14 protein-coding genes and 1 other annotated feature are annotated in these 14,442 nt (G+C 34.0%); of the genes, 11 read left to right on the top strand and 3 right to left on the bottom strand.

The window, feature by feature from the left end; genetic code table 11:
- The 11 genes from BR43_RS01435 (at position 1) to BR43_RS01385 (ending at position 11,672) form a co-directional block, all read left to right on the top strand.
- Complete coding sequence (locus tag BR43_RS01435; RefSeq protein WP_034558709.1) at positions 1-675, top strand: YggS family pyridoxal phosphate-dependent enzyme; 675 nt, start codon at positions 1-3, stop codon at positions 673-675.
- Positions 676-694: 19 nt separating this feature from the next.
- Entirely contained in the window at positions 695-1,189 is a 495-nt protein-coding gene (locus BR43_RS01430; protein WP_034558706.1) for a cell division protein SepF, read from the top strand.
- Positions 1,190-1,208: 19 nt separating this feature from the next.
- Positions 1,209-1,472 carry a YggT family protein gene (locus BR43_RS01425; RefSeq protein WP_034558704.1) on the top strand — a complete coding sequence of 88 codons (264 nt, stop codon included), beginning with the start codon at positions 1,209-1,211 and terminating at the stop codon, positions 1,470-1,472.
- 90 nt (positions 1,473-1,562) lie between these two features.
- Positions 1,563-2,342: a YlmH family RNA-binding protein gene (locus BR43_RS01420; RefSeq protein WP_034559185.1), complete on the top strand. Its 780-nt coding sequence runs from the start codon at positions 1,563-1,565 to the stop codon at positions 2,340-2,342.
- Positions 2,343-2,420: 78 nt separating this feature from the next.
- Positions 2,421-3,095 carry a DivIVA domain-containing protein gene (locus tag BR43_RS01415; protein WP_034558702.1) on the top strand — a complete coding sequence of 225 codons (675 nt, stop codon included), beginning with the start codon at positions 2,421-2,423 and terminating at the stop codon, positions 3,093-3,095.
- 4 nt (positions 3,096-3,099) lie between these two features.
- Positions 3,100-3,322 (top strand) — a binding site (T-box leader).
- Positions 3,323-3,397: 75 nt separating this feature from the next.
- Positions 3,398-6,184, top strand: a complete 2,787-nt coding sequence (gene ileS / locus BR43_RS01410; protein WP_034558700.1) for an isoleucine--tRNA ligase — start codon at positions 3,398-3,400, stop codon at positions 6,182-6,184.
- 146 nt (positions 6,185-6,330) lie between these two features.
- The gene (gene dapF, locus BR43_RS01405) at positions 6,331-7,326 is read left to right on the top strand and encodes a diaminopimelate epimerase (protein WP_034558698.1); all 996 of its coding nucleotides are present in this window, start codon (positions 6,331-6,333) and stop codon (positions 7,324-7,326) included.
- Positions 7,327-7,603: 277 nt separating this feature from the next.
- Positions 7,604-7,804 carry a cold-shock protein gene (locus BR43_RS01400; protein WP_034558696.1) on the top strand — a complete coding sequence of 67 codons (201 nt, stop codon included), beginning with the start codon at positions 7,604-7,606 and terminating at the stop codon, positions 7,802-7,804.
- A 309-nt stretch (positions 7,805-8,113) separates the two neighbouring features.
- Entirely contained in the window at positions 8,114-9,778 is a 1,665-nt protein-coding gene (gene alsS / locus BR43_RS01395) for an acetolactate synthase AlsS (protein ID WP_034558694.1), read from the top strand.
- 69 nt (positions 9,779-9,847) lie between these two features.
- Positions 9,848-10,564: an acetolactate decarboxylase gene (gene budA / locus BR43_RS01390; protein ID WP_034558692.1), complete on the top strand. Its 717-nt coding sequence runs from the start codon at positions 9,848-9,850 to the stop codon at positions 10,562-10,564.
- Positions 10,565-10,727: 163 nt separating this feature from the next.
- On the top strand, positions 10,728-11,672 hold the full coding sequence (locus BR43_RS01385; protein WP_034558690.1) for an alpha/beta hydrolase: 945 nt from the start codon (positions 10,728-10,730) through the stop codon (positions 11,670-11,672).
- A gap of 92 nt (positions 11,673-11,764) precedes the next feature.
- Here BR43_RS01385 and BR43_RS01380 read toward each other — a convergent pair whose 3' ends face one another.
- From BR43_RS01380 to BR43_RS01370, 3 genes are all read right to left on the bottom strand, one after another.
- Positions 11,765-12,469, bottom strand: coding sequence for a glucosamine-6-phosphate deaminase (locus BR43_RS01380; protein WP_034558688.1), 705 nt, complete (start codon positions 12,467-12,469; stop codon positions 11,765-11,767).
- Positions 12,470-12,567: 98 nt separating this feature from the next.
- Positions 12,568-13,002: an SRPBCC family protein gene (locus tag BR43_RS01375; protein WP_034558687.1), complete on the bottom strand. Its 435-nt coding sequence runs from the start codon at positions 13,000-13,002 to the stop codon at positions 12,568-12,570.
- Between the two features lie 200 nt (positions 13,003-13,202).
- Entirely contained in the window at positions 13,203-14,429 is a 1,227-nt protein-coding gene (locus BR43_RS01370) for a toxic anion resistance protein (RefSeq protein WP_034558685.1), read from the bottom strand.
- Positions 14,430-14,442 lie beyond the last annotated feature (13 nt).

The raw sequence follows: 14,442 nt of genomic DNA, 5'->3' as shown, positions 1-14,442 counted from the left end.
ATGACGATTGCATCAAATCTACATCAAGTAGAGGAAATACTATGTCAAAAGTCAAAAGAAGCCAAACGTCATTCTGAAGATATTCAATTAATTGCTGTAACTAAAGCAGTTGATAATGAATCTACTAAAGAAATATATCAATTAGGTGTGAAACATCTGGCTGAAAATCGTCCAGAAGGTTTGTTAGCAAAACAAGCTTACTTGCCACAAGAAGATATTATCTGGCATTATATTGGCAATCTACAATCAAGAAAAGTAAAACAAATTATTAATCAAATCGATTATTTACATTCGTTAGATCGTTTGTCGTTGGCAAAGGAAATTGAAAAGCGGGCAGATGAGATAGTGAATTGTTTCGTTGAAGTAAATGTGAGTGGTGAAATGTCTAAACATGGTGTTTCCCCTGAGGAATTAACAGAGTTTATTGAAGCGTTGGAAGAGTATCCTAAAGTTAGAGTTGTTGGATTAATGACAATGGCTCCTCTGGGTGCTGATGAAACGATGATTCACCAAAATTTTGCTGATTTAAGAATGTTTCAACAAAAATTAGCTGTAAAAAATTATTCTTTTGCTCCTTGTACAGAGTTGAGTATGGGCATGAGTAATGATTATCAGATTGCAATTGAGGAAGGTGCTACCTTTATCCGGGTAGGTACAAGCCTATTTAAAGAATAAAATAAAGGAGGATTTTACTATGAGTATTTTTGGTTCAGTATCTAAATATTTTGGACTTGATGATGAAGAGGAATATGACTATGAAGAAGAATATGAAGTGGCTAGTGAAGAGCCAGCTGCTAAAGCATCTGTTCAACCTCAAGTTCAGGCTTTTAATGAAACAAAAAAAGCTACAACATTAAATCGTGGAAGTAACCAAAAAAATAATAAAGTCGTTGCATTAAATCAAGGAGCATTGCAACAACAATCTAAAATTGTTGTCTTTGAACCTCGTGTTTATTCTGAGGTCCAAGAAGTTGCTGATTTGTTAATGAATGGTCAATCAGTTATTTTGAACTTTAATCGAATTGAAGAAGATCAAGCAAAACGAATTGTTGATTTCTTAACGGGAACGATTTATGCGATCAATGGTGACATTCAAAGAGTCGGTGATGAAATCTTTTTATGTACCCCCCACAATGTGGAAATTGATGGCATGTTAACTGAAATGATGCGCGATAAAGAATTTTACTAGAATTGAGGTGTGTCATTAAATGTTTGAATTGTATTATGTTATTGCAAGATTAATTAATGCGTATCAAGGCATTATGGTAGTTTATATTTTATTATCATGGTTACCAGGTGCTTATGATTCAAAATTTGGTCAGCTATTGAGTAAAATTTGTGAACCTTATTTATCTATTTTCCGTCGGTTTATTCCGCCTCTTGGAGGAATTGATTTTTCTCCGATTATTGCATTTTTTGCTTTAAATTTAATTCAAAGAGGAATTGCCGCAATTCTTTTAGGCTTTTCATAAAATGATTTAACTAAAAATTAGCTTGAACTAGTCGATCACTCTTTCATCTTTTTTTAAGAGTGATCAGTATCAATAATGGGGGTGTTTGGAATAATTGAAAATGTATATCAGCATTTTAGAAAGGAAGAACGCCCTTTTATTGATGCTTTAAGTGATTGGATTCATGAAGTAGAGAATCAGTATACACCTTACTTGACTGTTTTTCTTGATCCTCGGCAAATGTATATTGCTGAGTCATTGGTTGGAAAAGGTGACTTGAAACTGCATATGTTTGGTGGGTACGAGGCAGCAGAACGAAAACGGGTATTTATTTGTCCAGATTATTATGTGCCGACTCAAGATGATTTTACTATTGAAATTTGTGAAATTCGTTACCCTAGTAAATTTGCTAAGCTTTCTCATGGTAAAATATTAGGAACATTAATGTCTGTTGGAATCAAGCGAGAGTATTTTGGCGATATTATTTTTGATGGTGAACGGTGGCAATTTTTTGTTGATAGCGGTATGAAAAACTATATCGAAAGTCAAATTGAAAAAATTGGTAACGTTTCTGTAAGAATTGAAGATCGAAGCTATACAGAGCTGATTACTCCAATCGATGACTGGACCTTGGTTCATGATACGGTGTCATCCTTACGATTAGATGTGATTGTTTCCAGTTTATTTAATATTTCTAGGCAACGGGCTAAACAATTAGTTGAGGCTGGAAAAGTTAAATTGAATTGGGCAGAGCAACTTCGTCCTGATTTTGAGCTAGGTTTATTGGATATTGTATCCGTACGTGGATTTGGTCGAATTCAAATTAAAGAAATTGAAGGCAAAACAAAAAAAGACAAATGGCGAATTTTATTTGGTATTTTATCTAAATAAATGGACATTTCTTGTAGAATTTTGATTTGTAGATTATAATGAAGAAACAACAAAATAAAATGTATGGAGGTGTCTTAAATGGTATTAACTCCGTTAGATATACATAACAAGGAGTTCCCTGTCAAGATGCGCGGTTATGATCAAGACGAAGTCAATGATTATTTGGATCAAATTATTAAAGACTACGAAATGGTTTTAAAAGATAAACGTGAATTGGAAAAGAAATTGAAGTTCAGTGAAGAAAAAGTTGAGCATTTTAATAATTTACAAGATGCTTTAAATAAATCAATCATTGTAGCTCAAGAAGCAGCGGACCGTGTTAGAGAAAATGCAAACAAAGAATCACGTATGATTACATTAGAGGCTGAAAAAAATGCTGATCGTTTATTAGATGAAGCAGTAACAAAAGCTCGTAAGATTACTTTTGAAACAGACACCTTGAAAAAGGAAAGTCGTGTCTTTAAACAACGATTGCAGTTATTAATTGAATCACAATTGGAGATGGTTAAAAATAATGAGTGGGATGAATTATTACAAGCTCCTACGATTGAAGCCATTGAAATTCCAACATTAAAAGATGTTCTATCTGGTTTACCAAGTAGTTCAACAGATGATGAAGTGATTGAAGAGGAAATTAATAAATTATCTGCTTTAACGAGTTTTGACGATGTAACCGATGTGGACGATGAGAAAGAATCATTTGAAATTGAGGGTACACTAGCAGCAATTGAATTACCAGAAGATAAAGACTAAAATAAAAAAAATGTTGAATAGAACAGAAAAACGATTAAATACTAAGTAGCGAACTAGTGCCCGGTGAAAGACTAGTCAGTCCCTTTAATGGTTAGATCCTCTATGAGTGTTGAATTGAACCAAGCAACTTAGTAAATTCAGTCGTTTAATTGGCGTTAACAATTACTTGAGAGAAAGAAGCAATTCTTTCTGAACTTGGGTGGTACCACGAAGATTTCGTCCCTCTATTTGGAGGGGTGAAATCTTTTTTTTGTAGAAATAAATAACTAAAAAATAACTAAAAGTTGAAGGAGAATTTAATGATGAAAATGAAAGAAACATTACAGTTAGGGCAAACAGAATTTCCAATGCGTGGCAATTTACCTGTTCGTGAAGAGCAATGGCAGGCAGATTGGAAAACGGTTGACATGTATGGTCAACGTCAAAAATTAAATGAAGGCAAACCAACATTCGTTTTACATGATGGACCTCCATTTGCAAACGGAAATATCCATATGGGGCATGCTTTAAATAAAATCAGTAAAGATATGATTATCCGTTATAAATCAATGTCTGGTTTCCGTGCACCTTATGTTCCTGGTTGGGATACTCATGGTTTACCAATCGAACAAGTATTAACAAACAAAGGAATCAAACGTAAAGAAATGTCATTAGCAGACTATCGCCGTTTATGTGAAAAGTATGCTCTTGAACAAGTAGATATTCAACGTGAAGATTTTAAACGTCTTGGTGTAGCTGGTGAGTGGGATCATCCATACATCACATTAACTCCTGACTATGAAGCAGCACAAATTCGTGTATTTGGGAAAATGGCTGAAAAAGGTTATATCTATAAAGGCTTAAAACCAATCTATTGGTCACCGTCAAGTGAGTCTTCATTAGCAGAAGCAGAGATTGAATATAAGGATGTAAAATCGGCTTCTATTTATGTTGCTTTTAACATTGTGGATGGGAAAGATATTTTAGACCAAGATACAGCTCTTGTTATTTGGACAACTACGCCATGGACAATTCCAGCTAACTTAGGAATTTCAGTAAATCCTGAATATACCTATGTAGTTATTGAAGCAGATGGTCGTAAATTTGTTGTTGCAAAAGATTTATTAGAAACAGTTACAACTGAAATTGGTTGGGAAAATGTTTCAATTCTTAAAGAATTGAAAGGTTCAGATATGGAATATATGACTGCTCAACATCCATTGTATGAACGCACATCGTTAGTAATGGTTGGCGATCATGTTACTTTAGAGGCTGGTACAGGTCTTGTTCATACAGCTCCAGGACATGGGGATGATGACTTTATTGTTGGTCAAAAATATAAATTAAAAGTATTGTCACCAGTAGATTCTAAAGGTTGCTTTACAGATGAAGCACCAGGATTTGAAGGAATCTTCTACGATAAAGCGAATAAATTAATTACAGAAGCTTTAGATGAAAAAAATGCTTTATTAAAATTAAACTTCTTTACTCATAGCTATCCACATGATTGGCGTTCTAAAAAACCAGTTATCTTCCGTGCAACACCACAATGGTTTGCATCAATTGATGATTTCCGTAGCAATATTTTATCTGCTGTTGAAGGTGTAAATTGGACTCAAAAATGGGGAATGACTCGTTTATATAACATGGTTCGTGATCGTGGCGATTGGGTAATTTCACGTCAACGTGCTTGGGGTGTACCTTTACCAATTTTCTATGGTGAAAATGATCAGCCTATTATTACACCAGAAACCATTGAACATGTAGCAAACTTATTTGCTGAACATGGTTCAACTGTATGGTTTGAACGTGAAGCAAAAGACTTATTACCAGAAGGTTTTACCCATGAGTTTAGTCCAAATGGAGAATTTACAAAAGAAATGGATATTATGGATGTTTGGTTTGATTCAGGTTCTTCACATCAAGCAGTTTTAGCAGCTCGTCCTTATTTAACGTATCCAGCAGATATGTATTTAGAAGGTTCAGATCAATATCGTGGTTGGTTTAACTCAAGTATTACAACAAGTGTAGCTATCAATGGGATTGCACCATATAAAACAGTTCTTTCACAAGGAATGGTATTAGATGGTGAAGGTCGTAAAATGAGTAAATCATTAGGAAATACGATTTTACCAAGTAAAGTAATTAAACAAATGGGAGCAGACATTATCCGCCTTTGGGTTTCTAGTGTTAATGCTGAAGCCGATGTACGTGTATCAGATGAAATTTTAAAACAAGTTTCGGAAGTATACCGTAAAATCCGTAATACAATGCGTTTCTTATTAGCTAATACCTCAGACTTTAAGCCAGCAGAACATGCAGTTGGATACAATGATCTACGTTCAGTAGACAAATACTTGCTTGTTCGTCTGAATCAATTAGTTAAAGCAGTAGAAGAAAATTATGAAAACTATGATTTTTCTTCAAATTATCAATTAATTACGAATTTCTGTACAGTTGATTTGTCGCAATTCTATTTAGACTTTGCGAAGGACGTTGTTTATATTGAATCTGAAAATGCTTATGAACGCCGTGCAATGCAAACTGTCTTCTATGAAGTATTAGTGAAAATGACTAAACTATTAACACCAATCTTGCCTCATACAGCTGAAGAAGTTTGGAATTTCTTAGATGAAGAGGAAGATTATGTTCAATTAGCAGAAATGCCAGCGGTTGTTGATTATCCAAATCAAGGAGAATTATTGGATATGTGGGATGCCTTTATGGATGTTCGTAATCATGTTCAAAAAGCACTTGAAGAAGCTCGTAATGAGAAGAAAATTGGAAAATCTTTTGAAGCAAAACTAGTGATCTATCCAACAGAACAAACAAAAGTTCTATTCACGGCTTTAGATAGTAATTTAGCTCAATTGTTGATTGTTTCTGATTTAGAAATTGCTGGCGAAAAAGCGACAGCTCCAGCAGAAGCATTGCAATTTGATGAATTAGCAATTGTTGTTGAAAAAGCTCACGGTGAAACTTGTGATCGTTGTCGTGCAGTCAAGGAAGATGTTGGAAGTCATGCTGATGCTCCAACTTTATGTGATCGTTGTGCAACAATTGTAGAAGAATTTTATCCAGCAGCATTGGAAATAACTGACGCTGAATAAGTCAGTTATTTTACCAAAATAAACAGAAAAAAGAAGTTCTTTTATAGGAACTTCTTTTTTTTTATGATATGATAGTATCAATTAAAAATACAAGATATCGTGAGTACTTAAAAAATAAAGAATACAATTAAAGGAGCTATGAGAAGATGCAAATACAGTTAACAAAGGTTCATGGTTCAGAAAATGACTTTTTTATTTTAGATGAAACACTTTTAGAGCGTCGATTAATAGAGGAAGAACTGATTCAATTAACAAAAGTCTTAACAAATCGTCAAACAGGCTTACTGAATGGAGCTGATGGGGTTCTTTTAGTTGGAGCAACGGATCATCCAGAAGCAACGGCTAAAATGCGTGTTATTAATAATGATGGCAGTGAAGCGAGTATGTGTGGCAATGGATTACGTACAGTCGCTCGTTATCTTTCAGAAAAAAATAAATTAGATTATTTTAAAGTTGAAACATTACATGCTGACTTAGTTGTACAAACAGCTGAAGAGATTGGAAAAAATGTTGCAACTTTCCAAGTAGAGATTTCTCCTGTTTCCCTGCACACATCAACCTTGCCATTAAACATTGCCGAAGACACAATGATTAACCAGCCTTTTCCTGAATTAGCAGAAGGGTTACTATTTTCAGCAGTAGCAGTTCCAAATCCACATTTAATAAGTTTTGTCGATCATGAAACATTAAATGGACCACTATTAGAAAAAATTGCTATGTTTGTAAATGGAAAAAATCCTTATTTTCCAGATGGAGTAAATGTTAGTTTTGTTGAAGTGTTAGGCAAAAATCAGATTTTTGTTAGAACTTATGAGCGCGGCGTTGGTTTTACAAATGCTTGTGGAACTGCAATGTCAGCTAGTAGCTTGATGTATGTTTTATTAAAAGATGGTGAATTTGATAAAAAAATCTCTGTTTATAATCCTGGTGGAATGGTACAAACCCTTGTTCATCAAGATCAAGAAGATAATTATTGGATGGAATTAATTGGCAATGCAACTTTTGTTCAAAAGTTAGAGCTATCATTAGAAGATGGTTTAGCAGGTGAGTTCTCAGATGTTGAGGTTCAAATGTTAAATGAAAATGATGCTTATCAAGAATTTGTTAAAGTTGTGCAAGAAAGTTTAGTTCATACTGATTAAGTGTTCTTTTTGATTAATTAATTAAGAATAGTTCATTTGAGCTATTCTTTTTTTTGACTATATTATTTAAATACAAAAGTTGATTTAATAACAAAGGAAACCCTTGCATAAAATTTTTAGCTGCGCTATAATATAGGCGTAATAGGTTTGGTTTTGATGGCTATAGAAATAAATAAATAATTTGTTTTTAGTTAACTTGGTTATTTAATAATCAGAGGATGGTAGCTTTAATAAAGCAATACTGTTACAAAAAGAGATAGTGGAGGTAGAGAAACACATGGAAAAAGGAACAGTAAAATGGTTTAACGGTGAAAAAGGTTTTGGTTTTATTGAAGTTGAGGGTGGAGAAGATATCTTCGTTCACTTTAGCGCAATTCAAGGGGATGGCTTTAAAACATTAGATGAAGGTCAAGCTGTAGAATTTGAAATCGTTGAAGGAAACCGCGGTGCTCAAGCAGCTAACGTTGTAAAACTATAATTCTTTTGAGATCATATTTTTAAGGAATAGTTCAGTTGAGCTATTTCTTTTTTGATTTTCATAAAATACAATTCTGTTCTTTTATTGTTAGTTAAATTAGAATAACTTAATGTAAAAAAAGAAATACAACTATTTTAAGAATAGTGTATTAAAAACAAAGGAAACGATTTCCTTTGTTTTTTTTGATTTTTTCTAGATTTTTCTCATTCTCGTTATTTTTTAATCTAAGTTTCAAATAGTTGTAAAAGAAATAAGTTATGATATCATTTGAAATGATTAATGAAATGAAACTCGTTAGGTGGGAATAAGATGAAGAATGAAAAAAGATATGGTGCAGATTCTGTTATTGAAAGTTTAATGAATCATGATGTTGAATATATATTTGGAATTCCAGGTGCAAAAATAGATCGTGTATTCGATGGATTGACTGATAAAGGTCCAGAGTTAATCGTTGCACGACATGAACAAAATGCTGCTTTTATGGCTGCTGGAATCGGTCGAATTACTGGGAAACCAGGAGTAGTTATTGCCACAAGTGGCCCAGGAGCAAGTAATTTAGCTACTGGATTAGTTACTGCGACGGCAGAAGGTGATCCAGTTTTAGCAATTGGTGGACAAGTGAAACGTGCAGATTTACTAAAATTAACTCATCAAAGTATGGATAATGCTGCTTTATTTGAACCTATTACTAAGTATAGTGCTGAAATTCAAGAACCTGAAAATATTTCAGAAGTGATTGCTAATGCTTATCGTGCAGCATCAAGTGCAAAACAAGGAGCTAGTTTTGTTAGTATTCCTCAAGATGTTATTGATTCTCCAATTAAAACTGCAGCGATTGGTCCCTTGCAAGCTCCAAAATTAGGACCAGCTAGTCCAGTTGAAATTACTTTATTATCACAACGAATTAAAGAAGCGAAATTGCCAGTTCTTTTACTAGGAATGCGTGCATCTAGTCCTGAAGTGACAGCAGCGATTCGGAATATTGTTGGCGTTTCAGAAATTCCTGTAGTTGAAACATTCCAAGGAGCAGGGATTATTTCACGCAAATTAGAACAAAATTTCTTTGGCCGTGTAGGATTGTTTAGAAATCAACCTGGCGACATGTTATTAAAACGCAGTGATTTAGTGATTACGATTGGATATGATCCTATTGAGTATGAAGCCAGAAATTGGAATGCTGAATCTGATGCTAAAATTATCGTAATTGATGATACCCCAGCAGAGATTGATCAATTCTTTCAACCAGAGAAAGAATTAATTGGAGATATTGCGCAAACGTTAGACTTTTTATTGCCTTATTTAAAAGGATATCAATTAGCTGATGATTCAAAATTATATTTAGCAACACTACAAGAAAAATTGGCAGAACGAGATGTTCCACCGGTCAATCATGGAACGGGTTATACTCATCCATTAGCAGTTATTTCTGAATTGCAAAAATTAGTAACTGATGACATGACTGTAACCGTTGATATTGGTAGTCATTATATTTGGATGGCGCGTCATTTCCGTAGCTATGAACCACGTCATTTGTTGTTTAGTAATGGGATGCAAACATTAGGAGTTGCTTTACCATGGGCGATTGCGGCGGCATTAATGCGACCAAATACACAAATTATTTCGGTTTCTGGAGATGGGGGATTTTTATTTTCTGCACAGGAGTTGGAAACAGCTGTTAGACGTAAGCTAAATATCGTGCATTTGATTTGGAATGATGGGCGCTATAATATGGTGGAATTCCAAGAAGAGATGAAATATGGACGTTCATCAGGTGTTGACTTTGGACCTGTTGATTTTGTGAAATATGCAGATGCATTTGGGGCAACAGGAATGCGTGTTAACCAACCTGCTGATCTGGAAAAAGTTTTAAAGGCTGCTTTTGCAACTGAAGGACCAGTAATTGTGGATATTCCAATTGATTATCAAGACAACAAAACATTAGGCAAAAGTATTCTACCAGATCAATTTTATTAAAAAGTTAAACTGTATGAGAAAATGTAATTTTTGCTGACTGGATGTTGGTTATTTGAAAGGATGAATGAAATGTTAGAGAATAAAAAGCTATTTCAACATGGAACTTTGGGTGCTTTAATGGCTGGTTTGTATGAGGGAACATTATCAATTCAAGAACTGTTAACTCATGGAGATATGGGAATTGGTACAATGGATGGACTTGATGGAGAGCTGATTATTTTAGACGGAGTTGCATATCAAGGGAAATCAGATGGATCATTCAAAAAATTAAATGGAAATGAGCTAGTTCCTTACGCTGCAGTTACGCAATTTAAGGCAGAACGATTGCAGTTGATTAATGAGGAACTAAGTGCAAATGAAGTCAAAAACTTATTAGAAAAGAAATTAAGTAGTAAAAATGTGTTCTCTGGCATTAGAGTAGGAGGAACCTTCAAACAAGTACGTGTTCGGAATATGCCTAAACAAGATAAACCTTATCCGCGTTTAATTGAAGTTTCTGAAATACAACCAGAATATCAAGAGAAAGATATCACTGGAACAATTGTTGGCTTTTATACACCAAGCTTATTTCAAGGAGCTGCAGCAGCAGGATTTCATATGCATTTTATTAGTGAGGCTCGAGATTTTGGTGGACATGTTTTAGATTTTGTATTGGCAGAAGGCAGTATAGAAGTTGAAACAATTGAGACGTTGGAACAACATTTCCCAACTCATAATGCTAGCTTTATGGAAGCCGAATTTGATGATGCGAATCTTCATGCTGAAATTGAAGCGGCGGAAGGTTAAATTAAACTAATCTAGCAGAATTTATTTTGTTAGATTAGTTATTTTTTAGTTTTTGAAAACTCTTGTTTATGTTATTTAGTTTTATTTAAAGAAATGGGTAAATTTAGCTTGCCAAAATTTTCAACTTTATATAAACTGAATAAGAACCAACAAGGAGGTACTTATGAAAAAGAAAATTATAATTGGTGTATCAAGCTTAGCAGCTATTGCGGTCTTTGGTTTAATTGGCGCAGGAAATTATTTTTATGATGTTGCCATCGCAGTAAATAAAAAAGCTTTTTTAGAAAGTGATAGCAAGGAAAAGAAAAAAAATCCTTGGGAAGCTGAAGAAAATTGGTATAAAAATGCAAATCGTGAAGAGTTAGCAATTGTTTCAGAGGATGGTTTAAACCTTTACGGTATCTATATTCCTGCTGAAAAACCATCTAAAAAAGTTGTGATTTTAGCTCATGGATATGCTGGGAATTTGGAACAGATGTCACCTTATGCAAAATTGTATCATGACTTAGGGTACAATGTGTTAGCACCAGATGCCCGTGGTCATGGTAAAAGCGAAGGAGACTACATTGGTTTTGGATGGCCTGAACGTAAGGACTACCAGCAATGGATTGACTTAATGATTGAAAAAGTAGGGTCAGATTCTGACATTGCTTTACATGGTGTTAGTATGGGAGCGGCGACAGTTATGATGACTAGTGGCGAAGAGTTACCTGAAAACGTTAAAGTAATTGTAGAGGATTGTGGATATAGTAGTGTGACTGAAGAGCTAACTTTTCAGCTGAAAGATATGTATAACCTACCAGGATTTCCAATTTTACCAGTGACTAGTGCAGTGACAAAAGTTCGTGCAGGTTATTTCTTTGGCGAAGCCAGTGCAGTTGAACAAGTGAAGAAAAATAAAGTTCCGATGTTATTTATTCATGGAGATAAAGACAAATTCGTACCAACAGATATGGTTTACGAGGTTTATAAAGCGAATGCTTCTGAAAAAGAGCTATATATTGCTCCTAATGCAGCACATGCTCAAGCTTATGTGAAGAATAAAGAAGCTTACCGTGAAAAAATCACTAGCTTTGTTAGTAAATATATTCCAAATGAAGAGGTATAAATAAATCTAAAAGAGCTATATTTTTCTCATAGTTGAGTCGAATTTAGAGCGTGAAACAAAACTATTGCTTAGTTTTGTTTCACGCTCATTTTTTATAATTCTGAGGCAGCCTCTTGATCTAAAATTACTGTTAAATTAGGATGTAATTTTAAAATTGAAGATGGAATCATTGGATCTACGGGACCTGTTAATGCTTTTTTTATAATGCTAGCTTTATGTTTACCGTTAGCAATTAAAATGAGATGTTTTACTTTCATTAAGCTAGCAGCTCCCATTGTAAAGAAAGCATCAGGCATTTTATCGCCTAATTCAGCTTTTAAGCCGTCATACCAGGGATATTCAGGACGCATCTCAACTTTATAGGTTAATTTGTCAAATTGCGTTGAACCAGGCATGTTGCCACAAAAATGTCCATCTCCACCAATTCCAATTAACATCACATCTAATCCACCAGCATTTGCAATTTCATCATCAAAGCTTTGATAGTGCTCTGGTTCTAAAAGATGAATATGACTTTCTGGGATAGCAGCTGGAGTAAAATATTGTTCACGAAGTAATCCGGCAGTCATTCCAAGTGGCTCGCCTTTAAGCGGAACTTCATCAAAACTATAGTAGTGTACGTTACTTAAATGTTTTTTATTTTTAGTTAAGGGTGGCAATAGTTCATATAAACGTTTAGGGCTATTACCAGCTGTGATTGAAACGTTGACACGTCGATCTTGGTGCATATGTCCTAGTAAGATTTGAGCAGTTGTTTGGCTTAGTTCTTCATAACTTTCTTCGATAATTAATTTCATAAATAAGTTCCCCCTAAGTAGTTTTTAAAACGTTTACATTAAAAGTATAGCAGATGTAATGCATTACATAGCAAGGACTATTTAAAAAATTGCTAAAATTAAAATAATTCACGCATTTTTTCTAGTGTTTCTTGACTCCAGGACAGTTTTAATTTTGTTAAAGCAGGTTTAAAAAGAAGACCAGATTTTCCGCTTAATTTAATCTCAATGGCTAATTGAACTTGAGTTTCAGTTGAGTTATTTGAAAAACAGTTTAGGCTACCATAGCCAGTCACTTTATCTGTTGTTGAATGAAACGAGAATTCGATGGTTTGATTAGTTGTTTTAGAATCATTTATGGTAAAGGATAGTTCAACATCACGATCAATAGGGCCAATGGCAAGATGAAGTTTAGTATAATAGTGGGTTGCTTCTAATTTTTTAAGAGATAGGTATCCAGGTAGAAGTGGCAACCAATTTTCAGGTGCTTGTATGAAAGACCAAATCGTTTCTATCGGCGATTTGATTGTTATTTGATAGGTTTCAACAGACATATAGGGTTCCTCCTTATTCAGGCTGTAGGTAGCCAAAACTAGTATAGCAAAGTAGTTAAACAGTAACAATTTTTCTGATTTTTTGGATAAATAAAAACTTAAGAATAAGGGTGCAATTATTTTTAAGAAGCAAGTTTATGAAGTGTTAGCTTGCTTCTTGAAATTACAATTATTCCTAAGTTTTTGAATTTTTAATCTATTTAATAGTGTTTATTGTTGTTATCATCAGTCGTTAAAGCAAGTAATTTATCACGTAAATCAACTTCCATCACAGCTAATTCTTTTTCAGCTTCTTTACGTTTCGTACGACCTTCTTGCTGGATTTTTAAGGTTTCTTGCAATGTTTCAACTAAATCGTTTTGTGTTTTTTGAAGTGTTTCAATATCAATTACGCCACGCTCATTTTCTTTCGCTGTTTCAATAGCAGAGATTTTCAGCATTTCTGAGTTTTTCTTTAATAAATCATTCGTCGTTTCAGAAACTTGACGTTGTGCAGTAACTGCATCTTTTTGACGTAACAAGGTTAAAGCAATAGCAATTTGGTTTTTCCATAACGGAATCGCTGTATTGATTGATGATTGAATTTTTTCAGCAAGAGCTTGGTTGGTATTTTGAATTAAACGAATTTGTGGTGCTTGCTGAATCGTCATTTGACGTGCCAGACGTAAATCATGTGTTCGTTTTTCTAAACGATCTAAGAATTGATTTAAATCATTTACAATTTGAACATCCATTTGATCGTTAGATGTTTCTGCTTTTTTTACTGCTTCAGGAATTAAATTCATTTGTAGATCTTCCATTTTTAATTCACCTGCAGCAATATAAATATTTAAGGCATCGAAGTAATCTTTATTTTTTTGATAAAGTTGTTCTAACATCATATTGTCATTTAATAGAGCGTTTTTTTCTTTGTCTAATTTGATAGCAATTTTATCGATCTGAGCACCAATTTTTTGATACTTAGCAGTCATTTCGTAAACAGAACGTTTTACTTTACCAAATATTTTCTTAAAGACATTATTGTCTTCTGCACGAAGTTCATCAGGATTCGCCTCGTTTAACCGATACATTAGATCATTAAGAGAGTCGCCAATTTCACCAGTGTCTTGATTTTGAACATGATTAAGCATGGTATGTGAGAATTCACCTAGCTTTTGTTGTGCAGCTGATCCGTAGCTCATAATTGCTTGAGCGTTACTAACATCAATTTGTTCTGCTAAGGCTTTTGCTTGTATTTTACGTTCTTCAGGTAAGCGGTCAACTAAACGTGGTGCCACAGCTTCTTTAGTGTTTTGAAGTGGGTTTGAAGATGCGTTGCTTAAAGGTGTTGCTGTTGCATCGGAAAAAGGATTAGCTAATAAATCTTCTAATTCACTATTTACTTCTTTTACTTTTAAATCAGGTGTTGTATTGTCAAATTCATTCATTATTTATCTCTCC

Origin of the sequence: Carnobacterium gallinarum DSM 4847 (assembly GCF_000744375.1) — a bacterium.
Classification (GTDB): Bacteria; Bacillota; Bacilli; order Lactobacillales; family Carnobacteriaceae; genus Carnobacterium; species Carnobacterium gallinarum.
This window is presented reverse-complemented; position numbering and strand designations above follow the sequence as displayed.

Excerpts from the sequence above, each read along its gene's own strand:
- BR43_RS01435 (WP_034558709.1), top strand. The coding sequence starts at position 1 with ATGACGATTGCATCAAATCTACATCAAGTAGAGGAAATACTATGTCAA.
- BR43_RS01430 (WP_034558706.1), top strand. The coding sequence starts at position 695 with ATGAGTATTTTTGGTTCAGTATCTAAATATTTTGGACTTGATGATGAA.
- BR43_RS01425 (WP_034558704.1), top strand. The coding sequence starts at position 1,209 with ATGTTTGAATTGTATTATGTTATTGCAAGATTAATTAATGCGTATCAA.
- BR43_RS01415 (WP_034558702.1), top strand. The coding sequence starts at position 2,421 with ATGGTATTAACTCCGTTAGATATACATAACAAGGAGTTCCCTGTCAAG.
- ileS (WP_034558700.1), top strand. The coding sequence starts at position 3,398 with ATGAAAATGAAAGAAACATTACAGTTAGGGCAAACAGAATTTCCAATG.
- dapF (WP_034558698.1), top strand. The coding sequence starts at position 6,331 with ATGCAAATACAGTTAACAAAGGTTCATGGTTCAGAAAATGACTTTTTT.
- BR43_RS01400 (WP_034558696.1), top strand. The coding sequence starts at position 7,604 with ATGGAAAAAGGAACAGTAAAATGGTTTAACGGTGAAAAAGGTTTTGGT.
- alsS (WP_034558694.1), top strand. The coding sequence starts at position 8,114 with ATGAAGAATGAAAAAAGATATGGTGCAGATTCTGTTATTGAAAGTTTA.
- budA (WP_034558692.1), top strand. The coding sequence starts at position 9,848 with ATGTTAGAGAATAAAAAGCTATTTCAACATGGAACTTTGGGTGCTTTA.
- BR43_RS01385 (WP_034558690.1), top strand. The coding sequence starts at position 10,728 with ATGAAAAAGAAAATTATAATTGGTGTATCAAGCTTAGCAGCTATTGCG.
- BR43_RS01380 (WP_034558688.1), bottom strand. The coding sequence starts at position 12,469 with ATGAAATTAATTATCGAAGAAAGTTATGAAGAACTAAGCCAAACAACT.
- BR43_RS01375 (WP_034558687.1), bottom strand. The coding sequence starts at position 13,002 with ATGTCTGTTGAAACCTATCAAATAACAATCAAATCGCCGATAGAAACG.
- BR43_RS01370 (WP_034558685.1), bottom strand. The coding sequence starts at position 14,429 with ATGAATGAATTTGACAATACAACACCTGATTTAAAAGTAAAAGAAGTA.